This window comes from Paraburkholderia lycopersici (genome assembly GCF_900096975.1).
In the GTDB taxonomy this organism is placed as follows: Bacteria; Pseudomonadota; Gammaproteobacteria; order Burkholderiales; family Burkholderiaceae; genus Paraburkholderia; species Paraburkholderia lycopersici.
Genome location: NZ_FMYQ01000003.1, coordinates 312,958 through 339,699, shown reverse-complemented (window position 1 = coordinate 339,699; position 26,742 = coordinate 312,958). Strand labels below are relative to the sequence as shown.

Genomic DNA, 26,742 nt, shown 5'->3' with positions numbered 1-26,742 from the left:
ACCAGCGCCAGCGAGCACCAACAAGCGCATGACGAGCGAGGGAATGACACCGCAAGATCCGGCTGTCAATTTTTCTCACATATCGGTGAGAATCCTTCGTTATACGGCGTGTGTTGTGCACCTTACGATAGGTGTTCCCTCGTGCCCGTAATATTCCCGCGACCGCGGGCGTCGTTCGCGCCACTTCGCGCTCACCCAGCGCCATCCCAAATGAACCCGATCGAACTCGCGCAACTGATCTTTCTCGCCGCCCTGTGGGGTGGGTCGTTTTTGTTCATCCGCGTCGGCGTGGCCGATTTCGGCGTCGCGCCGCTGATGGCGCTGCGTGTCGGCATCGGTGCGCTGTTCCTGTTGCTCGTGCTGTTTTCGCGGCGCCCGGCCCGCGAGGCGCTCGGTACGCTGCACGAGCGCGCGTGGCCGCTATTCGTCGTCGGCATCCTCAATTCGGCGGCGCCGTTCTGTCTTTTCGCGTGGGCCGAGCTGACGCTTTCAGCGGGCGTCACGTCGGTCATCAACGCGACTACGCCGCTTTGGGGCGCCGTGGTCGCATATTTCTGGCTCAAGGACCGCCTGAGCGGGCTGCGCGTGGTCGGACTCGCGATCGGCTTCGCGGGCGTGCTCGCGCTGGTCTGGGATCAGATCGCCACGCACGCCGGCGACGGCGCGTCCTCGACGAGCGCGGCGCTCGCCGCCCTCGCGGCATTGATCGCCGCAGCGCTCTACGGCGTCGCGGCGAGCTATACGAAGCGCCACCTCACGGGTGTCGATCCGCTCACGGTGGCCGCGGGCACGATGACGGGCGCGACTCTCGTGCTTGTGCCGTTCGCCGTGGCGACCTGGCCCGCTACGCCCATCTCGATGCATGCGTGGGGCGCCGTGCTCGGCCTTGGCGTGGCGTGCACGGGCGTTGCGTATCTGCTGTTCTTCCGGCTGATCGCGGCCGTTGGGCCCGCCCGCGCGATCACGGTTACATTCGTGATCCCGATCTTCGGCATCTTGTGGGGAGCGCTCTTTCTCAGCGAGCGCGTCTCGATGGGCATGGTCGAAGCGTGCGCCGCGATTCTCGTGGGCACCGCGCTCGCAACCGGCTTCGTGAAGCGCTTGCCTGGGCTCACCGCGCGCCGCAGCCGGGCAGGCGCGGAACGCTAGCCAGCGTGTCGCCCGCGCGGAGCGGGCAGGCGTGGCGCGGCCCCGGCCGCGCGGACGAGGCGCAGCGCGCGCCCAACGTCTCTCCTTGGTTCGCCCGAGTTCATCCGATATCCATCCGATCAAGCGCCTGCGCGGCTTCCGCTGCCGCGCAGGCCTTGCGTTCACGCCGCGCCGCGCGGCACGGCCTTCACTTCCTTCTCGCGCCCGATCGGCAGCGTTGCCACGATCACCGCCCCTAGTACGAGCAGCAGCGCGGAATAGAGGAGTCCGGCCGCATAGCTGTGCGTCGCATCCTTGAGCCATCCCACCACGAGCGGATTGGCCGCCGAACTGATATTGCCGATCGCATTGATGACGGCGATACCCACCGCACGCGCGTGTGGCGTGAACGCCTGGTCGGGCGTGGTCCAGAAGATCGACATCGCAGTATACGAGCCCGCCGAAGCGAGGCACACGCCAAGCAACTGCACGAGCGGCGCGCCGCCTTGTGCGGTTAGGACGCAACCGAGCCCGGAGAGCAGCATCGGCGCGGCGAGGTGCCATTTGCGCTCCTGCAGACGGTCTGAGCGGCGGCCCCACGCGATCATTGCGACGATGGTGACGAGCTGCGGAATCGTCGCGACGAGGCCCACGGTCACGTTGCTCGCGCCGGCGCTGAAGCCCTTCACGATGAGCGGCGCCCACACGGCGACCATCGCGAGCGTGTTGACGAGGCAGAAGTACGCCGCCGCGAAGCGCAGGACCACCGGTGAGCGCAGTTGTTGCCAGAGGCCGGGCTGGGGTGCCGCATGGGTGTCGGATGCGGCGAGCGCGTGGGCCGGCTCGGCGAGCGCGGCTTCGAGCGTGCGCTTTTCGTCGGCGCTGAGCCAGCGCGCGGCGCGCGGCGTGTCGTCCAGATAGAAGTACGCTGCACAACCGAGCAGCGCCGCGGGCATCCCTTCGAGTACGAACAGCCACTGCCAGCCTGCGAGTCCCGCGTGGCCGTCAAGCTTGAGGATGTAGCCCGAGACCGCGGAGCCGAGCGCGGCCGTCACGGGCATGGCAATCATGAAGAGCGCGTTTGCCCTCGCGCGCCACGCGCTCGGGAACCAGCAGGTGAGGTAGAGCAGCACGCCGGGCAGGAAGCCTGCCTCGGTCACGCCAACCAGCATGCGCAGCCAGTAGAGCGTGGTGGCGTTGGTGGCGAACATCGTCGCGGTGGAGGCGAGGCCCCACGCGATCATGATGAAGCTGATCCAGCGGCGCGCGCCCACGCGCGCGAGCATGAGATTGCCCGGAATACCGCACGCGATATAAGCGACGTAGAAGAGGGTGGTCGCGAAGCCGAACTGCGTGCTCGACAGGCCGAGGTCTTTCATCATCGTCAGCCCCGCGAAGCCGATGTTGATGCGGTCGAGGAACGAGACGACGAACAGCAGGAACAGGAAGCCGAGCAGATGGCGCGACACCTTGCGCGTTACCTGTTCGGTGGCGGCGGTATGGCTGGACCGCGCTGGCGCGGACGATTGCGGCACGCGCGAGGCATGCCCTTGCGGGATTGGGCTCATGGGTCTCCTCCGAAGCACCGGGGCGTGAGCGTGGCAAGGGTTATGACATTGTTGTTTGCCGCGGATCACAATTCACGCGGATTATGCGAGGGCTCGCCGCGCTGGCTGTCCTCAATTTGGGTACAGCGGGCCAGGCGCGGTCAGCCCGCTTCGGGAATACCCGGCCTCCAACGCCGCGCCGGTTTTGCCCCGACGAATGCCGGACGGCGAGCGAATCGGCCAATCGCATTGCGCAGTTTCGAATGCTCGGTAAAGCGAGATTCGGTAATTGAAGTGAATTCATTAAGAAGACGGCCGCGATATTGCGTAAATTCTTCCGCTGAATGACTTTTCCGGACTCATTGCCGCATTCGGCAATTCCATAAATGAAAGCTGTCCGTCGGGAATCGCGGCGTGCGGGGCTGCACCGGACGCGCCAGCGAGCGCTTTCGTTTTTTCGAAGCTAAACTTCCGTCCATATGTGTGCGGATCATTAGCGAACATTGCAGGCCGCCGTATTGAGTTCATTAAGGCATGCAATTGCGAATTGCTGCGAATTGTCGCGGATTGCGACGAATTGCCCGCGCGTCGAGCGGCGACAAAAACGGTAACGATCCATTGTGTTTTTGGCTGTTTATTCATCCTGGCGGGAGCGGTAGTTTGACCCGCGTTGCGCGCCGGCCCGCGCCGGATGCGTGACGTGTGCAGAATCGTTCGAATCGGGAAATACATGACTGAAAGAAAAAGGGTCCGGCAGGTTCGTGCCGTGCAGGGAGTGCTTTCCGCGCTCTGCGCATTCGGTGCGTGCAGCGCGCATGCGGACAACACATTCGGCGTTCAGTTGGGGGCGGGCGTGGCCGACCACAACGTGAAAAAGTTCGACCTCGGCCTTGTTTGGGATCCGGGCCTGCAGTGGTGGCATGTCGGCGGCTACCACTTCACGGTGGTCGGCGAGGCGCACGCAGCCTACTGGAAGCTCGATGCCGCCGACGCCGTCTATTCGCACACCTGGGAATTCGGCGTGACGCCGGTTTTTCGCTTCATCAAGGACTCCGGGTGGATCAGGCCGTTCATCGAGGCGGGCGTGGGCATCCGCTTCCTCTCGCACCTGCGGGAGACGCCGGATCGCGCAATGTCGACGTCGTTCCAGTTCGCGGACATGGTCGGCGTTGGCGCACAGTTTGGCGAGCACGGGAACTATCAGGCCGGATTCCGCTTCCAGCACCTGTCGAACGCCGACATCAAGCGGCCGAACCCGGGTGCGAACTTCAGCCAGGTCTACGTCCAGTACAACTTCTAGGGCCGCGCCCGAGCGGTCGCGCCGCCGAGCCCGCAAGCCCCTCCGCGCCGCGCTTTTCCTCGCGGGCCGGCGCCATCCTGCCATGCCCTCCGGCACGTCGGCTCCGGTTGTTTGCCGCAACCCGCTACACTATGGTTTTGGTGCGGTGCACCACGCGTTGCGCCGCATGACCGGCATATTTCCATAGCGACACGCCGGCGTCGCAGACAAGCAGTGAGGAGCAGCATGGCAATCGAATCAGTAGGGATCGTGGGCGCGGGCACGATGGGCAACGGCATTGCCCAGGCGGTGGCGGTGGCGGGGCTCAAGGCGGTGATGATCGACGTCACCGACGCGGCGCTCGCCAAGGGCGTCGCGGCGCTCACCCATAGTCTCGAGCGGCTCGTGACGAAGGGCAAGCTCGAAGCCGGCGCGCGCGACGCCGTGCTCGCGCGCATCGAAACGACCACCGACTACCAGCGCCTCGCGAGCGTCGATCTCGTGATCGAGGCTGCGACCGAGAACGCCGAACTCAAGACGCGCATTCTCAAGCAGATCGAAGCCGCGGCTCGGTCCGACGCGATCATCGCGTCGAATACCTCGTCGATCTCGATCACGACGCTCGCGACGACGCTTGCCGACCCGTCGCGCTTCATCGGCATGCACTTCTTCAACCCGGTGCCGATGATGCCGCTCGTCGAAGTGATTCGCGGCCTGCAGACGAACCCGCAAGTCGCCGGAGCAGTGCGCGAGATGGCGCTGCGTCTGGAGAAGACGCCGATCGCCGTCAAGAACTCGCCCGGCTTCGTGGTGAACCGCATCCTCGTGCCGATGATCAACGAGGCATTCTTCGTGCTAGCGGAAGGCATTGCGAGCGCCGAGGAAATCGACGCGGGTATGAAGCTCGGCGCGAACCATCCGATCGGTCCGCTCGCGCTGGCCGACCTGATCGGTCTCGACGTGTGTCTTTCGGTGATGGACGTGTTTCTGAAGGACTTCGGCGACTCGAAGTATCGTGCGTGCCCGCTGCTGCGCGAGATGGTCGCGGCGGGGCAGCTCGGCCGCAAGACCGGCCGCGGCGTGTATCAGTACGACAAGGTGTCGTGAAGCACGGCAATGCCTGAGCGCAGGCGGCGCACCCGGGGCGCCGTCTGTCTCCGCGCCTTCAGGTGAGCACGCTCACCCGGTACTGCGTGACCTGGCGATACGTTTTTCCGGGATGCAGCACCACCTCGTCGCAAGCGGGCGCTTCCATGTTGATCTGGTTCGGGAAGCCGCCCGCCTCGAGACACAGCCCGGCATGGCGCGCGCACGGCGCACCGTGGCGCCCGGGCTGTCCCTCCAGATAATTCCCCGTATAAAGCTGCAGGCCGCGCTGGTCGGTCGAGACGGCAAGCTCGCGCCCGCTTCCCGGTTCGTAGACGCGCGCCACGGTGCGCAAGGGCCAGCGGCCCGACGCGGCGTGCAGCGTGCCCGCCGTGCTCTCGGGCGCGCGCAGCACGTAGCAGTGGTCGAAGCCGCGCGCCCGCGCGAGCTGCGCATGCGGCCAGTCGAGCCGCGCGCCGAGCGGTGCGCCATGGCGGAAATCGAAGGCGCTGCCGGAGACGTCGGCGATGCGCACGGGAATCATCTGAAGATCGACTTCGAGGAATGCGTCGGCGTCGATCGTCAGCACGTGGCCGCGTATGTCGGAACCCGGCTCGCCGCAGAGGTTGAAGTAGCCGTGGCTCGTGAGATTGAGCGGCGTGGGCGTGTCGGTCACGGCCTCGTATTCGAGGGTCAGCATGCCGTCGTCGTCGAGGGTGTAGCGCACCTGCACGCTCACGTTGCCGGGAAAGCCGCCGTCGCCTTCGGGCGAGTCGAGGCGCAGCAGCAGTGAACCGCGGTCTTCCTCCACCTGCCATAGCTGCCGGTGAAAGCCGTTCGCGCCGCCGTGCAGCAGATTGCCGTTCTCGTTGCGATCGAGCCCGTAGTCGATGCCCTCGAGCGTGAAGCGTGCACCGGCGATGCGGTTGGCCCAGCGCCCGATCAGGCCGCCCATGTAGGTGCTGGCCGCCAGATATCCGGCGGGCGTGTCGTGGCCGAGCACGATGTCCGCGAGGCGGCCGGCGCGGTCGGGCGCGAGCCACGAGACGAGCGTCGCGCCGAGGTCGCTGACCGTCACCTTCATGCCCTGCGCGTTGCGCAGCGTGTAGAGCCGGACGGCGTCGCCGCCGGGCAGGGCGCCCCACGGTTCGGAAGTCAGATGGGCAAGACTGTTCATGAGGCGAAGTGGAAAATGAGCGTGTGAAATTGGCCCGTATTGCCGGCCGGCCGAAGCCGGTTTCATGAAGTGGACACGCGCGCGCCGGCCGCGTTCGCAATGCTGTCCTGATACTCGCGCGGCGTGCATCCCAGTTCGCGCCGGAATACGGCATACATGTACTGCAGCGACGTGAATCCGCAGCGGATCGCCACCTCGGCGCTCGATGCGTCGCGGCTCGCGAGCATCGCCTTCGCGGCGTCGAGCTTGTGGCGCAGGATCTCCTGATGGACCGTGCACTGGAGCTCGCGCCGGAAATATTCTTCGAGCGACGAGCGCGACACGCCCACGTAGTCGGCTACCTGTTCCGTCTTGATGCCGCGGCAGGCGTACTGGCGGATGAAGTGACGCGCACGCATGACATGAGGGCTCGAGAGCGGCTCATGCCGGGTCGATTCGAGTACGTTGATGCCGACGGGCGGAACCAGAATGCGTTGTCCCGGAAAACGCGCGCCGCGCAGCATCTGGTGCAGCAGGTGCGCGGCCGTCTTGCCCATTTCCTCGGTGCCCTGGATGACCGACGAAAGCGGGATGCGCGTGAGCGTGCGCGTGAGCGGATCGTTGTCGATGCCGATGATCGCCACCTGTTCGGGCACCGCAATGCCGTGAATCAAACAGGCCTGTAGCAAATGCCGCGCCCGGGCGTCGGTCACCGCGATCACGCCCACGGGCTTGGGCAGACTGTGCAGCCAGACGCTCAGCTGCTCGATGGCCTGGTTCCAGGCGCTCGCGCTGGTGGCGAGGCCGCGGTAGATCGGCGCCTCCAGACCTTCCTCGCGCGCGATGGCCCGGAACGCCAGCTCGCGTTCCTGCGCCCAGCGGTTTTCCTGCGCGACGGGCAGGCTGTACATCGCAAGATTGGGCAAGCCCGCGCCGATCAGATGTGTCCACGCGAGCGAAACCAGCTTGCAGTTGTCGGTTGCGATATAGGGCAGTTCGGGCGGGTACTGCGCGGCATCTTCGAATGACGAGCCCACGGCCACGACCGGTAACGGACAGCCGCGTAACGCGTCGGCTACGGCGGGGTCGTCGAAGTCGGCAATGATGCCGTCACCGTCGAAACGCTCGATCCCCGCCAGGCGGCAGCGGAAATCTTCCTCGAGAAAGAGGTCCCACGCTACACGCGTGGAACGCAAATAGTGGCCGATCCCCGCAATGATCTCGCGGTCGTACACCTTGTTCGCGTTAAAGAGCAGCGCGATGCGATGGTGCGTCTGGGTAGCAGGGGAACGGTTCATGTCGTGTCGGCGGCGTTCGCCTCGTGCTGCGAGGCGTAAAGCGGCCATGTCTCCGGTTCGGGCGCGGTGCATGCCAGCTGGCGCCGCGCTACGATGTCTCGCGCGCCCGCGGCGCGTCGTTTTAAGCGTCGGGTTATTTTAGGCCGACATTGGCGCTCGCGGGCGCACCTGCCGCGTTGGTCGGCAGGAAACATTAAAGGTCTCGCGCAATTTCGCAATTGCCGCGCTTTGCGCGTCGCGGGCAGTATGGTGTCACACAGAGGGATGCATGCCGCGCCGCTGCGCTGCAACAACACTGGAGACATCATGTCGTATTTCGAACATATCCCCGCAATTCGTTATGAAGGCCCGCAATCGGATAATCCGCTTGCATACCATCACTACGACCGCACGAAGAAGGTGCTCGGCAAAACGCTCGAAGAGCACCTGCGTATCGCGGTGTGCTACTGGCACTCGTTCGTCTGGCCCGGCATCGATATCTTCGGGCAGGGGGCGTTCCACAGGCCGTGGCAGCAACCCGGCGACGCCATGGAGCGCGCGCGCCAGAAGGCCGATGCCGCATTCGAATTCTTCTCGAAGCTCGGTACACCTTACTATACGTTCCACGATATCGATGTCGCGCCAGAAGGAAAGGATCTGAAGGACTACTCGGAAAATTTCGGGCGTATGGTCGACTACCTCGGCGAGCGCCAGCAGGCGAGTGGCGTGAAACTGCTATGGGGCACGGCGAACCTGTTTTCGAACCCGCGCTACGCGGGCGGCGCGGCCACGAACCCCAATCCCGAAGTGTTTGCCTATGCGGCTGCCCAGGTTTGCCATGCGCTCGACGCGACGCGCAGGCTTGGCGGCGAGAACTACGTCCTGTGGGGTGGCCGCGAGGGCTACGATACATTGCTCAACACCGACCTCAAGCGCGAGCGCGAACAGTTCGCGCGCTTTCTCTCGATGGTGGTCGAGCACAAGCACCGTACCGGCTTTACGGGCGCGCTGCTGATCGAGCCGAAGCCGCAGGAGCCGACCAAGCACCAATACGACTACGACGTCGCCACGGTGCACGGCTTTCTCACCCAATACGGCTTGCAGAACGAAATCCGCGTGAACATCGAGGCGAATCACGCAACGCTCGCGGGCCACTCGTTTCACCACGAGATCGCGACGGCGTTCGCGCTGGGCGTGTTCGGCAGCGTTGACGCGAATCGCGGCGATCAGCAAAACGGCTGGGACACCGACCAGTTCCCGAACAGCGTCGAGGAACTCACGCTCGCGCTCTACGAGATCTTGCGCCACGGCGGGTTCTCGACCGGTGGCATGAACTTCGACGCGAAAGTGCGGCGCCAGAGCATCGATCCCGAAGACCTGTTCTACGGCCACGTGGGCGCGATCGATGTGCTCGCGCTCGCGCTGGAGCGCGCGGCGGTGCTGGTGGAAAACGACCGTCTCGAGCAGTTCCGCAGCCAGCGCTACGCGGGTTGGGACAGCGAGTTCGGCCGCAAGATTCTCGTGGGCGGCTATTCGCTCTCGTCGCTGGCCGCCGACGCGCTCGCGCACGACATGAACCCGCAGCACGTGAGCGGTCAGCAGGAGCGGCTCGAAAATGTCGTGAACCAGGCGATTTACGGCCAGCGCTAGGCCTGCCGCGGCGCGCGAAAAAACATTAGGGCGCGCCGTCAAATTCGCAATTGCGCCAGTCGGCGTCGAAGGCAAACTGGCGCAAAAAAGAAGGAAGGAGACATGTTCATCGGTATCGACCTCGGCACGTCGGGTGTTAAGGCCGTGCTGCTCGATCGCGCGGGCGACGTGCTCGGCAGCGCGAGCGCGCCGCTCACCGCGAGCCGGCCGCAGCCGCGCTGGTCCGAACAGGCGCCGCAAGACTGGTGGCTCGCCACGCGGAGCGCCTTGCGGGCGCTCATCGACGAAGCGCGCGGACGCGGCATCGACGCCGCGCGCATCGAGGCGCTCGGGCTCACCGGGCAAATGCACGGCGCGACGCTGCTCGACGCGCAGGGCGAGGTGCTGCGCCCTGCGATCCTGTGGAACGATGGTCGTTCGGACACCGAATGTATCGAACTGGAGCGCGCCGTACCGCAGCTTCACGCCATCGCCGGCAATCTGGCGATGCCGGGTTTTACCGCGCCCAAGCTGCTCTGGGTGCGCAAGCACGAGCCGGAGATCTTCGCACGCATCGCGCACGTGCTGCTGCCGAAGGACTATCTGCGCTGGCTGCTCACCGGCGTATTCGCAACCGATCCGTCGGACGCCGCCGGCACGCTTTGGCTCGACATCGCGAAGCGCGACTATAGCGAGACGCTGCTCGATGCGTGCGGTCTGACGCGCGCGCAGATGCCCGACGTGTTCGAAGGCAACCAGGTGACCGGTACGCTGCGGCCCGAACTCGCACGGCAATTCGGGCTGCGCGAAATTCCCGTCGTCGCGGGTGGCGGCGACAACGCGGCGGGCGCCGTGGGCGTTGGCATCGTGCGGCCTGGCGATGCGATGCTTTCGCTCGGCACGTCGGGCGTCTATTTCGCGGTTTCGGATGGCTTTCTCGCCAATCCCGATTCGGCCGTGCACAGCTTTTGCCATGCATTGCCGCACACCTGGCATCTGATGTCGGTGATGCTCAACGCGGCCAGTTGCCTCGACTTCACGGCGCGGCTTACGGGTTACGAAAGCGTGGCGGCCTTGCTCGCCGATGCCGAGGCGAATTCGAACGCCGATCTCGACGCGCGGCGGCCGTGGTTCCTGCCGTATCTCAGCGGCGAGCGCACGCCGCACAACAACGTGAACGCGAAGGGCGTGTTCTACGGCATGACGCCGCAGACCTCGCGCGCAGATCTTTCGAACGCGACGCTCGAAGGCGTGGGTTTTGCGCTGCTCGACGGCATGGACGCGCTGCACGCGGCGGGGCTCGTGCCCGATACGATCACCGTGATCGGCGGCGGCTCGCGCAGCGCCTGGTGGACGCAGATGCTCGCCGATATCAGCGGCCGCGCGCTCACGTTGCGCGCGGGCGGCGAAGTCGGCCCGGCGCTGGGCGCCGCACGGCTCGCGCACCTTGCGCTCGAGCCCGGCGCGACGCTCGACGAGGTATGTCCGCAGCCCCCCGTGCTTGCCGTGCGCGAGCCAGACGCCGAGCGCCACGCATGGTATCGCGAGGCGCGTCGCCCGACCTTCCGCGCGCTGTATCGCGCGCTCGAACCGGTTTTCGCGACCGGCGCCTGAAGAGGGTGTCGGCGCGGGAAAAGCCGCGCGGCCAGCGTAGTCGCGCAATCGATTGGCAGTACTACGATTAAGACGAACGTCCCACGTTTTCGCGTGCGTTTCGCGTTGAAACCGGCAACATTCGACAACCATCGCCGCAGCGGAGACGCGTTTGCGCGTGTCCGCAAATCGGCATCAAGAGGAGTATGGAGACATGAAATTCGCCAAACGTCGTTCGGTTCTGGGTTCGCTCCTGTGCGGCGCCGTGCTCGCGAGTCTCTCGCTCGCCGCGCCGCTCGCGCACGCGAGCAAGGACCATCCCGAGATCGGCTTCTGTATCGACGACCTGCGTGTCGAGCGCTGGTCGCGCGACCGCGACTACTTCGTCGCCGCGGCGGAAAAGATGGGCGCAAAGGTATCGGTGCAGTCCGCCGACGCCAGCGAGGAGCGCCAGATCTCGCAGATCGAAAACCTGATCTCGCGTGGCGTGGACGTGATCGTGATCGTGCCGTTCAATTCGAAGACGCTCGGCAACGTCGTGGCCGAAGCGAAGAAAGCCGGCATCAAGGTCGTGTCGTACGACCGTCTGATTCTCGACGCCGACATCGACGGCTACATCTCGTTCGACAACGAGAAAGTGGGCGAACTCCAGGCGAAGGGCGTCTACGACGCACAGCCCAAGGGCAACTACTTCCTGCTGGGCGGCGCGCCCACGGACAACAACGCGAAGATGCTGCGCGAAGGACAACTGAAGGTCCTCAAACCCGCCATCGACCGCGGCGACATCAAGGTGGTCGGCCAGCAGTGGGTGCCGGAGTGGAGCGCGTCGACGGCGCTGCGCATCATGGAAGATGCGCTCACGGCGAACAACAACAAGATCGACGCAGTCGTGGCCTCCAACGACGGCACGGCGGGCGGCGCGATCCAGGCGCTCGCCGCGCAACACCTCGCGGGCAAGGTGCCGGTGTCGGGCCAGGACGCGGATCTCGCGGCAGTCAGGCGCGTGGTGGCGGGCACGCAGACCATGACGGTCTACAAGCCGCTCAAGCTCATCGCGGGCGAGGCGGCGAAGCTCGCCGTCGATCTCGCGAAGGGCCAGAAGCCCGCGTATAACGCCCAGTACGACAACGGCAAGAAGAAAGTCGATACGGTGCTGCTTCAGCCCACGCTGCTCACGAAGAGCAATGTGGACGTCGTCGTGAAGGACGGCTTCTACACGCAGGCGCAACTGGCAAGCCAGTAATCGCGAACGGCCAGACGGGTCCGCGCGCCGCGATGGCGGCGCGGACCATCGCAGCGAGTAACCAGCGTATGAGCGAACCTTTGCTGACGATGCGCGGCATCGTCAAGTCCTTTGCGGGCGTGAAAGCGCTCGACGGCATCGATCTCACTGTGCAGCCAGGCGAATGCGTGGGCCTGTGCGGCGAGAACGGCGCCGGTAAATCCACGCTCATGAAGGTGCTTTCGGGCGTCTATCCGCACGGCACCTGGAGCGGAGAGATCCGCTGGGAGGGCGCGCCGCTCGAGGCGCAGAGCGTGCGCGACACCGAGCGGGCGGGCATCGTCATCATTCATCAGGAGCTGATGCTGGTGCCCGAGCTTTCGGTGGCCGAGAACATCTTTCTTGGCAACGAGGTCACGTTGCCCGGCGGCCGCATGAATTATGCGGCGATGTATCAGCGTGCCGACGAACTGTTGCGCGAACTGAACATCGACGCCATCAACGTGGCGCAGCCCGTGATGAACTATGGCGGCGGCCACCAGCAGCTCGTCGAGATCGCGAAGGCGCTGAACAAGCGCGCGAAGCTGCTGATTCTCGACGAGCCGTCGTCGTCGCTCACGGCGGCGGAAACGAAGATCCTGCTCGACATCGTGCGCGACCTGAAGCGCCGCGGCGTGGCGTGCGTCTACATCTCGCACAAGCTCGACGAGGTCGAGGCCATATGCGACACCGTCACCGTGATTCGCGATGGCCGCCACGTGGCTACCGAGCCGATGGCGACGCTCACGACCGACCGCGTCATCGCGATGATGGTGGGGCGCGAGATCCGCAATCTCTTTCCGCGCGAGCCGCATGAGATCGGCGACGTGGTGTTCGAGGCGCGCAACGTCACCTGTTACGACGTGACGAACCCGCGCCGCAAGCGTGTGGACGACGTCTCGTTCCTGGTGCGGCGCGGCGAGATCGTGGGCGTGGCCGGGCTCGTGGGCGCGGGCCGCACGGAGACCATGCAGGCGATTTTCGGCGCCTACGCGGGCGCTTGCGCGGCGACGGTGCTGCTGGAAGGCAAGCCGCTGAAGATCCGCTCGCCGCTCGATGCGATCAACGCGGGCATCGCGATGGTGCCGGAGGACCGCAAGCGCCACGGCATCGTGCCGCAGCTAGGCGTGGGCCACAACATCACGCTTTCGGTGCTTCGGCGTTTTTCGAAGCATGGGCGCGTCGACGCCGCAGCCGAACTCGACACGATCCGCACGGAGATGCAGCGCCTTTCGGTGCGCGCGGCGAATCCCATGCTGCCGATTGCGAGTCTTTCGGGCGGCAATCAGCAGAAGGCGGTGCTCACCAAGATGCTGCTCACCGACCCCAAGGTGCTGATTCTCGACGAGCCGACGCGCGGCGTGGACGTCGGGGCGAAGTACGAGATCTACAAGCTGATCTTCCAGTTGGCCAAACGCGGCGTGGCGATCGTGATGGTGTCGTCGGAGCTGCCGGAAGTGCTGGGCATCAGCGATCGCGTGCTGGTGATCGGCGAAGGCGAGTTGCGCGGCGACTTCGTCAACGAAGGCCTCACGCAGGAAGACATTCTTGGCGCGGCGATTCAGAGCGTGCGCGCCCAACCTGATACAGCGAGTGCAGCATGACACCCGACGTCACGACCCCCGGCGCGCGCGAAGACCTGCCGCAAGGCCACAACGAAGGCGGCGGTTTCGCGCTGCGTTTCCAGCAACTCTTCGTCCGCTACAAGATTCTCGCGCTGCTGCTCGCGGTCGCCGTGATCTGGCTATTTTTTTCGCTGCTCACGCATGGCGCATTCGTCACGCCGCGCAACGTGTCGAACCTGCTGCGGCAGATGTCGATCACGGGCATGCTCGCGTGCGGCATGGTGTTCGTCATCATCGCGGGCGAGATCGATCTTTCGGTCGGCTCGCTGCTGGGCTTGCTCGGCGGCGTGGCCGCGATTCTCGACGTGAACCGTGGCTGGCCCATCGGCGCGACGGTGCCGGCGGTGCTTGCGCTCGGCGTGCTCATCGGTCTCTTCAACGGCTGGTGGTCGACCTACCGTCGCGTGCCTTCGTTCATCGTGGGGCTCGGCGGCATGCTCGCGTTTCGCGGTGTGCTGCTCGGCATCACGGGCGGTTCGACCATCGCGCCGGTGTCCGATCACTTCGTGTTTCTCGGGCAGGGTTATTTGCCGCGCGCTGCGGGCGACGTGCTCGCACTCGCGCTGTTCGTCCTGCTAACTGCGCTCACGGTGCGCCAGCGCGCCAATCGCAGGCGCTATCAACTCAGCGTCGTGCCGCTCTGGCAAGACGGCGTGAAGATCGTCGGCGCGGGCGCGATCCTCCTCGCGTTCGTGCTCATGCTCGACAGCTATGGCGGCATTCCGGTGCCCGTGCTGCTGCTGCTCGCGCTGCTCGGCGTCTTCTCGTGGGTCGCCACGCAAACCGTGTTCGGCCGCCGCGTGTACGCGGTGGGCTCGAACCTCGAAGCGACGCGCCTTTCCGGCGTGAACACGAACCGCGTGAAGCTCGCGATCTTCGCGCTGATGGGCCTCATGTGCGCGTTCGCAGGCATCGTCAATACGGCGCGTCTCGCGGCAGGTTCGCCGTCGGCCGGCACGATGGGCGAGCTCGACGCGATCGCGGCATGCTTCATCGGCGGCACGTCGATGCGCGGCGGTTCCGGCACCGTGTACGGCGCGCTGATCGGCGCGCTCGTCATGGCGAGCCTCGATAACGGCATGTCGATGCTCGACGTGGACGCCTATTGGCAGATGATCGTGAAGGGCGGCATTCTCGTGCTGGCCGTATGGATCGACGTCGTGTCGGGATCGAATCGCCGCTGAACGCCCGCTCGCGCGAGCACGATTGCAAACCTGCTCGCGCGAGCGCGGATTCATGACAGCGATTTTGCATCGCGCGTGACACCGCGCCGCATCGCGCGCTGACGACCGTTGCGCGCAGTTGCTATCCTCGCGCGCCGGAGCGCGTTCTCGGGGCGGGACTCATGTCCCGCCCTTTTTCTTTGCTGTGTGCCGCTACACCCGCTGCGCGCCGGCCGTCGCACCTTCGACGCGCGCGCGGCCGTTTCCTGCCACAATCGTTTGCATCCGTGTCGGGCGGCTGGCGCAAGCCATGCGCGAGCTTCACGCGTTCCGCGGCTCGATTCGATCCTCCGGAGACCAGCCCACCATGCCCACACTCTGCGAAATCTGTAATGCCCGGCCTGCAGTCGCACGCGTGACTGTCGTGCAAAACGGGCAGCGCAGGTCGATGTCGATCTGCGACTACGACTACCGCCAGTTGATGCGTCACCAAAGCATGCTCAATCCGTTCGATTCGCTGCTGGGCGGCAGCGGTCTGTCGCGCTTTTTCGGCGGCCTTGGCGGCGAGGGCGAACATGAGGACGACGAAGGCCCCGGCCTCGCCGCCGAGGTGCCGCGCGAATCCGTGGACGCCACCGACGCATTCAGCGAGCAGACGCTCGAAATCCTCCAGCGGGCCGCGGAAAAAGCCCATGAACTACGGCGCAGCGAACTCGATACGGAGCATCTGCTCTACGTGCTCGCCGACACTGACGTTTGCTCCGCACTCCTGAAGGAATTGAAACTCTCGCCGCAGGACATCAAAGGCTATATCGACCAGCATGCGCAGAAAGGCAGGGCCGATCCCGATGCACCCATCGACAGGATGACGATCTCGCCGCGCCTGAAAAAAGCGTTTCAGTTCGCGTTTCAGGCGTCGCGCGATCTCGGCCATTCGTATGTCGGTCCCGAGCACCTGCTGATCGGTCTCGCCGCGGTGCCCGACAGCATTGCGGGCACGCTGCTCAAGAAATACGGCGTGACGCCCGAGGCACTGCGCCAGAAGGTCGTGAAGGTGGTGGGCAAGGGCGCCGAGGACGGCCGCGTCGAGGCGCCCACGGGCACGCCCACGCTCGACAAGTTCGGCCGCGACCTCACGGCCATGGCGCGGCAAGGCAAGCTCGATCCCGTGCTTGGCCGGGCGCAGGAAATCGAAAGCACGATCGAGGTGCTGGCACGGCGCAAGAAGAACAACCCCGTGCTGATCGGCGAGCCGGGCGTGGGCAAGACCGCCATCGTCGAAGGGCTCGCGCAGCGCATCGTCAACGGCGACGTGCCCGAGGTGCTGCGCGGCAAACGCCTCGTGGAAGTGAACGTCAACTCGATGGTGGCGGGCGCGAAGTATCGCGGTGAATTCGAAGAGCGCGCGAAGCAGTTGATCGACGAAGTGACCGCGAGGAACGACGAACTGATTCTCTTCATCGACGAGTTGCACACGATCGTCGGCGCGGGGCAGGGCGGCGGCGAAGGCGGCCTCGACATTGCGAACGTGTTGAAGCCGGCGCTCGCGCGCGGCGAGTTGAGCCTCATCGGCGCGACCACGCTCAACGAGTATCAGAAGTACATCGAAAAGGACGCGGCGCTCGAGCGGCGCTTCCAGCCCGTGCTCGTGCCCGAGCCCACGGTCGAGCAGACCATCGTGATCCTGCGCGGGCTGCGCGACAAGCTCGAAGCGCACCACCAGGTGACCTTCGCCGACGACGCGTTCGTAGCCGCCGCCGAATTGTCGGATCGCTACATCACGTCGCGCTTCCTGCCCGACAAGGCGATCGACCTCATCGACCAGGCGGCTGCGCGTGTGCGTATCGGCGCGACCTCGCGGCCCGCCGACATGCAGGAGCTCGAAGCCGAGATCGCGCAACTCAAGCGCGAACAGGATTACGCCGCTTCGCGCAAGCGCTTCGACGAGGCGAAGGGTTTCGAGGAGCGCATCAGCGAGAAGCAGGAAAAGCTCGAAGAACTTACCGAAGCGTGGCAGCGCAAGACCGGTTCCGAAACGCTGGAGGTGACGGTCGCTTCGATTGCGGAGGTCGTGTCGCGGCTGACCGGCATTCCCGTCGCGGATCTCACCCAGGAAGAGCGTCGCAAGCTGCTCAGGATGGAAGAGACGCTGCGCGAGCGCGTGGTGGGCCAGGACGACGCCGTGGTCGCCGTGAGCGACGCCGTGCGCCTCTCGCGCGCCGGCCTTGGCCAGGCGCACCGGCCGATCGCGACCTTCCTGTTCCTCGGGCCCACCGGCGTCGGCAAGACGGAGCTGGCGAAGGCGCTCGCCGAGACGGTGTTCGGCGACGAGCAGGCCATCATCCGCATCGACATGAGCGAGTACATGGAGCGTCATGCGGTGGCGCGCTTGATCGGCGCGCCGCCCGGCTACGTGGGCTACGACGAGGGTGGCCAGCTCACCGAGCGCGTGCGGCGCCGCCCGTACAGCGTGATTCTGCTCGACGAGATCGAGAAGGCGCACGCCGATGTCTACAACGTGCTGCTGCAGGTGTTCGACGACGGCCGCCTCACCGACGGCAAGGGGCGCGTGGTCGATTTCAGCAACACGATCCTGATCGCCACGAGCAACCTCGGCGCGTCGATCATCATGGACAACCTCGAGCGTCCCGAGAACTCGCGCCTCGACGACAAGCAGATCCGGGAGGATCTGATGAAGGTGCTCAAGGGCCATTTCCGGCCCGAGTTTCTCAATCGCATCGACGAGATCATCGTGTTTCATGCGCTCTCGCGCGAGAACATCCGCGCGATCGTGCAGATCCAGCTGGAACGCGTCACGCGCACGGCGGCCGCGCAGGGCATCACGCTCTATATGGACCAGTCGCTCGTCGATCATCTCGTGGAGGCCGGCTATCAACCCGAGTTCGGCGCGCGCGAGCTCAAGCGGCAGATCCGCCAGGAAGTGGAGACGCGCCTCGCCAGGGAGATTCTGGGCAACGCGCTGCAGTCGGGCGATACCGTCGAGGTCGGCTACGACCAGGCGAACGGCGAAGTCACGATCAGCAAGGTGGCCGTGCCGCCCGACGTGAAGGAAAGCAAGCCGGCGAAGAAGGCGAAGAAAGCCGCCACGCCGTCCGTCGACGAGATCGCGCCCGAGATTGCCGCGGACGACATGGACAGCGCCCCGCCCCCGCCGCCAGGGAAGAGCGGCAAGGGCGCGGGCAAGGCGAAACCCGCTTGAGCGAGGCGGGAACGCGGGAATGGGCTGGCGCGGCGAGATCCGCGTCAGTTTTTTGTCGAAAGTAATTTGGAGTCCAGATCAACTCGACGTGATGCGCCACCACGCGGGCAGCAGCGCGCGCACGCCAGGCTGTGCGAAGCGATCGTCGAGCAGATGCACGACGCCGCGATCGTGTTCGGTGCGAATCACGCGGCCGGCGGCCTGCACGACCTTGCGCAGGCCGGGAATCAGGTACGTGTAGTCGAAGCCTTCGCCATAGAGCGCGTCCATGCGCTCGCGCATCGCCTCGTTCACGGCGTTCACCTGCGGCATGCCGAGCGTGGCGATGAACGTGCCGATGAGGCGTGTGCCCGGCAAATCGATGCCTTCGCCGAACGCCCCGCCCAGCACCGCGAAACCGATGCCGCAGCCGCCTTCCACGAAGCGCGCGACGAAGGCGTGCTGGCCCGCCTCGTCCATGGTGCGGGACTGGAGCCATACGTTCACGTCCGGGTGGCGTGCGACGAATGCATCGGCGGCTTGCTGCAGATAGTCGTAGCTGCTGAAAAAACACAGATAGTTGCCCGGACGCCCGGCATATTGCATGGCCACGCGTGCGACCACGGCCTGGAGCGAACGCTCGCGGTCTTTGTAGCGCGTCGAAATATGGCGCGCGATGTGCACGTCGAGCTGTTCGGCGCGAAACGGCGTATCGATGTCGATGCTCACCGTGCTGGCCGGCAAGCCAAGCATGTCGGTGTAGTAATGCGTGGGCGAGAGCGTCGCCGAAAAGAGCGTCATGCTGTGCGCGCTGGCAATGCGCGCGCGCAAGGCATCGGCCGGCACGATGTTGCGGATCGCGAGCGTCGAGCGTGGGCGGCGCGAGCCCCGGTGAGGCAGCGGCGTCACGTCGAAGAGCGAATGCGTATCGAAGCGTTCGGCGATGCGCGTGAAATGCAGGGCGTCGAAATAGAAGCGCTCCAGTTCCGGGTCGCGCATGAGCGCGGGCTCGGCAAGTTGATCGCCGATCGCGCCGATCACGTCGCCGAGTGCGGCAACGAGGCCTTCGGGCAAGGCGTCGCTCGCGCGCCAGACGCCTGGCCGTATGGCGTTCTGTGCGTTCCAGTGCTTCTGCAGGCGCGCGAGCGCTCGCCTGAGCGGCGCGCTCGCGGCGCGGCGCACGGTGTCGATGCGCGTTTGCGCGAGTTCCGCCGAGTACATCGCGCGGGCGCGCTCGGGCAGGTTGTGCGCTTCGTCCACGAGCACGCTTGCGCGCCACTGGTTGTGGGCGGCGAGCATGAACAGCACGGCGCTCGCGTCGAACCAGTAGTTGTAGTCGCCGACGATCACGTCGCTCCAGCGCACCAGTTCCTGCCCGAGGTAGTACGGACATACGGCATGCTCGCTCGCCACGTCGCGCAGCGTCGCGCGATCGAGACGCATGCGTTCGAGCGCCGCCGCGCGCGCGGCTGGCAGGCGGTCGTAAAAGCCGCGCGCGAGCGGGCACGATTGCCCGTGACACGCCGCGTCGGGATGCTCGCAAGCCTTCTCGCGCGCGACGAGTTCGAGCACGCGCAAGGGCAGCGGCGCATCGGCGCGGGGATCGTCGTGCGCGGCGGCAAGCGTGGCGAGGGCATCGAGCGCCAGTTGACGTCCCGAGCTCTTCGCGCTCAGAAACACGACCTTGTCGATTGCCGCGCGCGGGCAGGCTTTCAGTTGAGGGAAAAGCGTGCCGATCGTTTTGCCGATGCCGGTAGGCGCCTGCGCGAGCAGGCAGCGCGCTTGCGTCGCCGCGCGCCAGACGGCTTCGGCAAGTTCGCGCTGCCCGTGGCGAAACGACGGATGCGGCAAGCGCAACGTGGCGAGTGCGGCGTCGCGCGCGGCACGATGCGCGGCTTCCTGCCCGGCCCAGGCGACGAAACGGCTGCACTGCGCTTCGAACGCGGCCCGCAGTGCCGGCGCGCTCGCCTGCTCGACGAGCGCCGTTTCGTGGCCCGAGCCGATGTCGTAGTACACGAGCGCGAGCTCGAGCGTGTCGAGGCCGAGCTTTTCGCACAAGAGCGCACCGTAGACGCGCAACTGCGCCCAGTGCAGCGCGCGCTGGTTTTCGCGCATCGCTTCGAGGTCGCCGCGATAGGTCTTGAACTCTTCGAGCCGTCGGCGCGCGGGGTCGTAGCCGTCGGCGCGGCCGCGCACGGTGAGCGATTCGAAGGAGCCGGAGAGCGCGATCTCGGTCTCGTAGCCGGGCGGCCGGCGCGCGGCAATGGCAGCGTGCCCGGCGCGGCCCTCGCTCGCGTCGGGCGAGGGCGTGAAGCGCAGGTCGAGGTCGCCGCGCTTCGCGGTGAACTCGCACAGCGTGCGCACGGCGACCGTGTAGCTCATGGCGCGCCCGATGCCTGAGCGGAGCCGCTTTCCGCCGAAACGTCCGGCCAGCGCACCTGCAAGACCGTGACCGGCATGCCGTGCGTCGCGCAGTACGCGAGCCAGCGGCGCTGGTTGTCCTGCAGCCGGTCGCCGGGTCCCTTCACTTCGATCAGCTCGTAGCGCCGCTCCAGCGGCCAGAAGCGCACGAGGTCGGGCAGGCCCGAGCGGTTGGCCATGGGCTCGCGCAACAGGCGCTCGAACCACAGGCGCAGATGCGTGGCGGGAAAGCAGTCGAGTGCGAGCGCGAGCAAGTCGTCGCTCAACGCGGCCCACGCGACGAAGGGCGACTGGATGCCGGCCTTTTCCTCGTAGCGCCGCAGGATCGAGTCGCGGTAGGCGTCGGTCGCGAGTTCGGCGAGGCAAGCTTCGAACTGCGCAGCGCGGCGCGCGACGAAGTCGGCGGCGCGCAGGTCGGCGGGGCCGCGCTGAAACGGATGAAAGAATGCGCCCGGCAGCGGCGCGTACAGCGCGGGCCAGCAGAGGAGGCCGAAGAGGGCGTTGATCAGCGTGTTCTCGACGTAAAACACGGGAGCGTGCGGCGCGGCGAGCGAGATGCGCGCGGCTTCCTCGACACGCAGGCCCGCGGGCGCGGCGGGCAGCGTGAGTTCGATCTGCGCGAACTGCGGCGAGGCGGCGGCCTCCGGCTTCGCGCGCGTGCGCGCGAGACGCCCGAGCGTGCGCGCCGCGCGCTGCGCTTCCTCTTCGTTTTGGGGCGCGTCGGCGAGGGTCTGCGCGAGCGCCAGCGCTTCGTCGCGCCGGCTCAGTTGCTCGAGCACGCGCACGCGCCGGTAGCGCGACTCGGGGTGGCCGCAGTCGAGGTACGCGCGCCACGCGAGTTCGGGTTCGCCCGCGCGTTCCGCCGCGAGTCCCGTGGCGTGGCGCAGCTTATCGTGGCGCGCGCGCAGCCACGCGTTGGCTTGCACGCGTGGCGCAAGGGCGTCGAGCCCGGCGAGCGTCGCGGCGATCGCGGTGGCGGCGTCGAAGTCCGCGGCCTGTGCGGCGCGGTCGAATCCGTCGCGGCAATCGCGCAGCGCGAGATACGCGTCGATGTCCTCGCGGCGCCGGAACGCGCGCGAGGCATTGTCGAAAGGCACGCTCTCGTAGCGATAGACGCCCAGATCGGCCAGCACGAATTCCGACCAGTCCTGGTGCAGATTGCCGAAGAACATGAGCCGCAGGCGCTCGCACAGAGGGGCGGCCGCAAACAGCAGCACCGTGTCGGGCGAAGCCGGGAACCACGCGTGCCAGGCGCGCGGCCCCGGCGCGGCGGCGTCGTGCGCGTAGAGCGCCGCGAGCGTGGCCGCCCGAGTTGCGCGGGGTTCGAGCGCAATGCCGAGGCGCCCGGCGAGCGCTTGCAGCTCCGCTTTCGTCACGAGCGGGGCGAGCGCGTCGAGTTCGAGCGCGGGCGCGTCGTCGAGCCAGCGCGCCGCGACAAGCGGCGCCGCCGCCGCGCGCGGGCAGCCGATCTCGTCGTATGCGAGCCGGCTCGCGCGGAAATGCGGCCCCTTGCGCATCAGCATGCGCACGAAGAGCGCGCGCGACGTTTGCGGCATGCGGACGAACGCGTCGGCGAAGCGGCGCTCGGCGGCGTCGAACAGGTCGGCGCAGCGCTCGTCGAGCCACGCAAGCGCGCGCTCGAAGTTCGCGAGGTAGTAGAACGGATCGGGAGAGTCGGGGAGCACGCGCGGCACTGTACGGATATACAGCGGCGATGATAGCAGGGCCGCGCGCGGGAGCGTCCGCCGTCAGGGGTGTCCCGGCCCTTACGCTACAATTGCCGCAGCCTGAAAAACGGAACAGCGATGAACATACGGAACGCCTGCTTCGCCGGCCTCGCGGCCGCCGTCACCCTGCTCGCGGGATGCGCGGCGCAGTACCGCAATACCAGCACCTGCGAAGAAGAGATGCGCAACCGCCTCGCCGGCACGACGCTCGGCGAGCTGAAGGTTACGCACAGCGCGACGACGTATCGCGGCGCGCGCGTCGTGATCGAAGGGCGACTGGAGCACGGCACGGCGCCGGCCGCCGCGGCGTTGCCGGCGCAGGCTGCGTCGGAAGTGGTGCAAGCGTCGTCTGGTGCGGCGGCGAACGTTCAGGAAGCGCCCCGGGTCACCGCGCCGACGGGCGTGGCAGCGCCGTTGCCCGGCATGATGTCCGTTCCCGTGGCGCCGGCCGCGGCGCAGGGCACCGCGTCGGAAAGCAAGCCGACCACGCCGGTCGCGGAACTGGCCGCGAAGCTCGGCATCAAGAAGGCCGTGCACACCCCGGCGGCTGCGGAATGCACGTTCAACGAGTCCGGACTCGCGACGTTCCACTGGCTCGCGCCGGCGCCGCTCGCGAAGACCACGCCGGCTCCGAACGCCGACGAGTAAGGCATACGCGCGCTTGCGCCGTCGTCACGCCGCCGTCGTCACGCTTTGCAACGCCCGGTTTGCCGTCCCGTCGCCGCGTCCGCGCAATCCGTGCTCGCTGAAGGCCTCGCAAGAGGCAGCCTTCGGCATTTGTTGCCGGGGAGCACGCCCGGCGCCGACGGGCCCGGCCTGTTCCTCGACCGGCGATGCGGCGGCCGGCCCGCGTCGGTTCGAACGTCGGCGAACGTTACCGGGCGGCAAGTCGGGACCGGCGTCGCGGCTACCCGGCGCGCATCGCTCGACCGTAAAGCGGCGCCGCACCTCGGTTTTTGCACAGCCGGCCGACAGACCGGTAAAATGGCTGGTTGATCCACGGAAACTGGCCGTGGCGTAGCCGAAGGGATTACCCGAACATGAGTGATTTTCATCAACGTCTTGCCGCACGCGCCCTTGCGCTCATGATGGCGGGCGGGCTGGTCGCCGGCTGCAGCTCGCCGACGCCGGGCAAGATCGATTACCGCAGTGACGCCAAGGCAAAGCAGTCCTCGCTGGCTGTGCCGCCGAACATGCTCGACGAAACGTCGGATCAGCGTTCGCTTCCGCCGCAGGGCGGCGAAGCCTCGTTGTCCTCGCTCAAGCAGACCCAGGCCGCCTCGCCGTCGTCCGACCAGACCCAGGTGCTTCCGCAGGTGCCTGGCATGCATATCCAGCGCGACGGCACGGAAAGCTGGCTCGTCGTGGAAAACCGTACGCCCGAGCAGGTCTGGGCGCAGGTGCGCCGCTTCTGGCAGGAACAAGGCTTCCTGCTGGTGGTCGACCAGCGCGACAAGGGCGTGATGGAAACGGACTGGAACGAAACCCATCCGAAGATCAGCGACGGCCTCATCCGCAACACGCTCTCGTGGGCCACGGGCAACTCGTACGTGACCGCCGAGCGCAACAAGTACCGCACGCGCCTCGAAACGTCGCCCTCCGGCGGCACTTACGTGTTCATCAGCCAGAAGGGTCTGAGCGAGCAGCTTTCGGGCACCAACAACGACACGAGCAAGTGGGTGCCCAAGCCCAACGATCCCGCGCTCGAAGCCGAGTATCTCAAGCGTCTCATGATGACGCTCGCGAACGCGAAGCCGGGCGTGCCCGACGCGCAGATCGCGGCCGAAGCCGACGCCAAGGCCAACAGCAAGGGCACCGACTCGAAGTCGAAGGGGCCGGATGCGGCTGCCGCCGCCATCGCTGCGCAGAACGTCGCGGCCGTGGGGCAGCAGTCGGGCAGCGGGTCGTCGAAGGCGGGCGCCGAGGGCACCTCGGGGCAGTACAGTTCGACGGAGCTCACGCTTGGCGAGCCGTATGACCGCGCCTGGGTGCGCGTGGGCATCGCGCTCGACCGCGCCAACTTCACGGTGGACGACCGCGACCGCGCGAAGGGCATTTACTACGTGCGCTACGTCGATCCGAAGGACATGACGTCGGACGAGCAAGGCTTCTGGAACCAGATCTTTCACGGTCGCAAGGAAAAGATCGCGAAACAGTACAAGCTGAATGTGCGCGCCGTGACCGAGAACCAGACCCGCGTCGCGATCGTCGACGACAACGGCCAGATCGACGCGTCGCGCCCCGCGCGGGAGATCATGGGTCTCGTGGTCGACGAGCTGCATTAAGTCTCGCGTCTACGCCGCCAAAAAGCCCGCCCGCGCTTCGTCGCGCCGGCGGGCTTTTTGCATGTGCGCGTGCTCAATGCGGAATCATCCATGTCAGCACGTTCTGCTGCAGCCAGACGAGGATGCCGAGCAGCACCGTCATCAGGATCGAGTGCTTGAAGGTCTTCGCGAACACGTGGCCTTCCTGGCCTTTGAGTTCGGTGGTGGCGACGCCCGTCGCGATGTTCTGCGGCGAAATCATCTTGCCCATCACGCCGCCCGAGGAGTTGGTGGCCGCCATCAGGATCGGATTGAGGTTGAGCTGCTTCGCGGCCACCACCTGCAGGTTGCCGAACAGCGCGTTGCCCGAGGTGTCGCTGCCGGAGAGGAACACCGCCACCCAGCCGAGGAAGGCCGAAACGAGCGGGAAGAACGCGCCGACCGAAGCGACGCCGAGGCCGAGCGTGTAGGTGAGCCCCGAATAGTTCATGAGGAACGCGAGCCCGACGATGGTCGCGACCGTCAGGATGGCGATGCGCGTCTGCGTCCATGTGTCGACGATCGCGCCGCCGAAGTCGGCGGGCTTCAGGCGCACGACGAACGCGGTGATGATCGCGGCGACGAGGATCGCCGTGCCCGTGGCGAGCGGCTGGAAGTCCCAGATCGCGCCGTAGGGCGTGTTGTAGAGCGTGATGTAGACGGCTTTGTCGAGGCCAGGCCACGGCACTTTCACGTCGCCGATCGTGAAGACCTTCGCGATCGTCCAGACGATCACGACGGCCGCGACGATGATCCACGGATACCAGCCCTGCGCGCCCGTCACGGTGCCGCGCACTTCGCTCGCGCGATCGACCTTGATGGTGAAGCGCTCATCGGGTGCGGGTTTCCACACGCGCAGGAACAGGATGGTGAGGATCAGCGAGACGAGCGACGAAAGCACGTCGGTGAGGCTGTAGTTGATGTAGTTGGCCGTGACGAACTGCGTGAGCGCGAAGCTGCCGCCCGCGACGAGCAGCACCGGCCAGATGCGCAGCATGCCGCGCATGCCGGCGTAGATCGCGATCACATAGAACGGCAGCAGCAACGCGAAGAACGGCAACTGGCGGCCGACCATCTGGCCGAGCACGTCGGCGGGCAGGTGCGTGACCGCGCCGAGCACCGTGATCGGCACGCCGAGTGCGCCGAACGCCACCGGCGCCGTGTTGAAAATGAGCGTGAAGGTGAGCGCTTCGAGCGTCGGGAAGCCGAGCATGATGAGCAGCGAGCTTGTGATGGCGATCGGCGTGCCGAAGCCCGATATCCCTTCGAACAGCGCGCCGAACGAGAAGCCGACCACGACTAGCACGATGCGCCGGTCGTTGGGCAGATTGTCGAGCAGCCACATGCGAAAGGCCGCGAAGCGGCCCGAGCGCAAGGCGATGTTGTAGAGCAGGATCGCGGTGACGACGATCCACATGACCGGCCATAGCGCGAACACCGCGCCCGCGAGCACGGAGCTGATCGCGAGATTGACCGGAAACTGCCAGCCGGCGATCGCGACGATCAGGCCGACCACAAGGCCCGCGAGCGAGGCTTGCCAGGCGGGCCGGCGGGCCCAGCCGAGCAGGGCGAGCACCGTGAGAATAGGCAGCACGGCGACGAGGAACGAGAAGAGCAGCGAATTGCCGATAGGGGTCAACAGCTGATGGAACATCACGTCTCCTTTATGCTGGTTCGTTATCGGCGCAACGAAGCTGCAGCGCGCGCCGGGGCGCCTGGCCGGGCTTAGTTAAGGCAGTGCTTCAATCCCCGATAGCCACTTGGAGGATAGAAAACGAAACGGGGGCGTCAAGGAGGGAAAGTACGGTCCGGCACCGTTTCGCGGCGCTTCTGCGCACAGACGAGGGCGGCGGCGTTGCGATTCGCCGGGTGTCAGCGGTGATGCCCGTGTCCGCCGCCGCCCCAGTAGCCGAAACCGAACGACACGGCCGGTGCGCCCCAGCCCCAGCCGTACGCGGGATAGGCGGGATAGGGGTAATACGCGGGATACGCGACGGGGTAGGCGGGCCAGGCAGGCGCGGCGACCGCGACAGGCGGCGAGGGATAGAGCGGCCCGGGATATTGCGCGTCGGGCAACGCGACGGGCGCTGGGTTCGGTGCCGTTTGCGCAATGACGGTTTCCTGCTGCGTGCTTGCCACGGGCACGGGGCCGGCGTAGTAGGGCGCGTAACCGTACGGATAGTAGTAACAGCCGGAAAGCACGAGGAGCGCGCTGGCGGCCGCGCCGCGCCTGAATGCGTCGTGCAGCGCGAGCGCTGCGTGCAGGTTTCGGACCGGTGGTGGGGCAGCGGCGATCTCAGTCACAGACGGGCGTTTCATGGCGGGCTCCGCGAGTGGGCGAACGGCCG

The 26,742-nt window shown here is 66.5% G+C and carries 18 protein-coding genes; 11 read left to right on the top strand and 7 right to left on the bottom strand.

Going from position 1 to position 26,742, the window contains the following annotated elements; all coding sequences use genetic code 11:
• Window positions 1-210: 210 nt before the first annotated feature.
• Complete coding sequence (locus BLU17_RS05975; protein ID WP_091995722.1) at window positions 211-1,149, top strand: DMT family transporter; 939 nt, start codon at window positions 211-213, stop codon at window positions 1,147-1,149.
• Between the two features lie 161 nt (window positions 1,150-1,310).
• Here BLU17_RS05975 and BLU17_RS05970 read toward each other — a convergent pair whose 3' ends face one another.
• Window positions 1,311-2,696, bottom strand: a complete 1,386-nt coding sequence (locus BLU17_RS05970; RefSeq protein ID WP_091995720.1) for an MFS transporter — start codon at window positions 2,694-2,696, stop codon at window positions 1,311-1,313.
• A 709-nt stretch (window positions 2,697-3,405) separates the two neighbouring features.
• On the opposite strand from BLU17_RS05970, the gene BLU17_RS05965 reads away from it, so the two are divergent.
• Together BLU17_RS05965 and BLU17_RS05960 are read left to right on the top strand one after the other, a co-directional pair.
• Window positions 3,406-3,975: an acyloxyacyl hydrolase gene (locus BLU17_RS05965; protein ID WP_091995718.1), complete on the top strand. Its 570-nt coding sequence runs from the start codon at window positions 3,406-3,408 to the stop codon at window positions 3,973-3,975.
• A gap of 225 nt (window positions 3,976-4,200) precedes the next feature.
• Window positions 4,201-5,061 carry a 3-hydroxybutyryl-CoA dehydrogenase gene (locus tag BLU17_RS05960; protein ID WP_091995716.1) on the top strand — a complete coding sequence of 287 codons (861 nt, stop codon included), beginning with the start codon at window positions 4,201-4,203 and terminating at the stop codon, window positions 5,059-5,061.
• Window positions 5,062-5,119: 58 nt separating this feature from the next.
• Here BLU17_RS05960 and BLU17_RS05955 read toward each other — a convergent pair whose 3' ends face one another.
• On the bottom strand, window positions 5,120-6,217 hold the full coding sequence (locus BLU17_RS05955; RefSeq protein WP_091995714.1) for an aldose epimerase family protein: 1,098 nt from the start codon (window positions 6,215-6,217) through the stop codon (window positions 5,120-5,122).
• Between the two features lie 62 nt (window positions 6,218-6,279).
• The gene (locus BLU17_RS05950; protein WP_091995712.1) at window positions 6,280-7,494 is read right to left on the bottom strand and encodes a XylR family transcriptional regulator; all 1,215 of its coding nucleotides are present in this window, start codon (window positions 7,492-7,494) and stop codon (window positions 6,280-6,282) included.
• A gap of 306 nt (window positions 7,495-7,800) precedes the next feature.
• Between BLU17_RS05950 and xylA the strand changes: the two genes are divergently transcribed.
• The 6 genes from xylA to BLU17_RS05920 all read left to right on the top strand — a co-directional run bounded on the left by xylA (window position 7,801) and on the right by BLU17_RS05920 (window position 17,964).
• On the top strand, window positions 7,801-9,123 hold the full coding sequence (gene xylA / locus BLU17_RS05945) for a xylose isomerase (RefSeq protein WP_091995805.1): 1,323 nt from the start codon (window positions 7,801-7,803) through the stop codon (window positions 9,121-9,123).
• Window positions 9,124-9,225: 102 nt separating this feature from the next.
• Window positions 9,226-10,716 (top strand): xylulokinase, encoded by a 1,491-nt coding sequence (gene xylB / locus BLU17_RS05940; RefSeq protein ID WP_091995711.1) that lies wholly within the window; start codon window positions 9,226-9,228, stop codon window positions 10,714-10,716.
• 193 nt (window positions 10,717-10,909) lie between these two features.
• Window positions 10,910-11,938 (top strand): D-xylose ABC transporter substrate-binding protein, encoded by a 1,029-nt coding sequence (xylF, locus tag BLU17_RS05935; RefSeq protein ID WP_091995709.1) that lies wholly within the window; start codon window positions 10,910-10,912, stop codon window positions 11,936-11,938.
• 32 nt (window positions 11,939-11,970) lie between these two features.
• Window positions 11,971-13,560 carry a D-xylose ABC transporter ATP-binding protein gene (gene xylG, locus BLU17_RS05930; RefSeq protein WP_425434066.1) on the top strand — a complete coding sequence of 530 codons (1,590 nt, stop codon included), beginning with the start codon at window positions 11,971-11,973 and terminating at the stop codon, window positions 13,558-13,560.
• A complete protein-coding gene (locus tag BLU17_RS05925) occupies window positions 13,557-14,765 on the top strand; it encodes a sugar ABC transporter permease (RefSeq protein ID WP_091995705.1) in 1,209 nt (402 codons plus the stop codon). The genes xylG and BLU17_RS05925 overlap by 4 nt, the downstream gene beginning before the upstream one ends.
• A 346-nt stretch (window positions 14,766-15,111) precedes the next feature.
• Window positions 15,112-17,964, top strand: coding sequence for an ATP-dependent Clp protease ATP-binding subunit (locus tag BLU17_RS05920; protein ID WP_091995703.1), 2,853 nt, complete (start codon window positions 15,112-15,114; stop codon window positions 17,962-17,964).
• Window positions 17,965-18,042: 78 nt separating this feature from the next.
• Here the strand turns inward: BLU17_RS05920 and BLU17_RS05915 are convergent, their stop codons facing one another.
• A complete protein-coding gene (locus tag BLU17_RS05915) occupies window positions 18,043-20,325 on the bottom strand; it encodes an ATP-dependent DNA helicase (protein ID WP_091995700.1) in 2,283 nt (760 codons plus the stop codon).
• Window positions 20,322-22,049: a VRR-NUC domain-containing protein gene (locus BLU17_RS05910; protein ID WP_091995803.1), complete on the bottom strand. Its 1,728-nt coding sequence runs from the start codon at window positions 22,047-22,049 to the stop codon at window positions 20,322-20,324. The genes BLU17_RS05915 and BLU17_RS05910 overlap by 4 nt, the downstream gene beginning before the upstream one ends.
• A gap of 120 nt (window positions 22,050-22,169) precedes the next feature.
• Between BLU17_RS05910 and BLU17_RS05905 the strand changes: the two genes are divergently transcribed.
• Together BLU17_RS05905 and bamC are read left to right on the top strand one after the other, a co-directional pair.
• The gene (locus BLU17_RS05905) at window positions 22,170-22,739 is read left to right on the top strand and encodes a hypothetical protein (RefSeq protein ID WP_091995698.1); all 570 of its coding nucleotides are present in this window, start codon (window positions 22,170-22,172) and stop codon (window positions 22,737-22,739) included.
• A gap of 392 nt (window positions 22,740-23,131) precedes the next feature.
• Window positions 23,132-24,376, top strand: a complete 1,245-nt coding sequence (gene bamC, locus BLU17_RS05900) for an outer membrane protein assembly factor BamC (RefSeq protein ID WP_091995695.1) — start codon at window positions 23,132-23,134, stop codon at window positions 24,374-24,376.
• A gap of 73 nt (window positions 24,377-24,449) precedes the next feature.
• On the opposite strand, the gene BLU17_RS05895 is transcribed toward bamC, so the two are convergent.
• Together BLU17_RS05895 and BLU17_RS05890 are read right to left on the bottom strand one after the other, a co-directional pair.
• Window positions 24,450-26,048, bottom strand: coding sequence for an L-lactate permease (locus BLU17_RS05895; protein ID WP_091995693.1), 1,599 nt, complete (start codon window positions 26,046-26,048; stop codon window positions 24,450-24,452).
• 218 nt (window positions 26,049-26,266) lie between these two features.
• Entirely contained in the window at window positions 26,267-26,713 is a 447-nt protein-coding gene (locus tag BLU17_RS05890) for a hypothetical protein (RefSeq protein ID WP_245746733.1), read from the bottom strand.
• Window positions 26,714-26,742 lie beyond the last annotated feature (29 nt).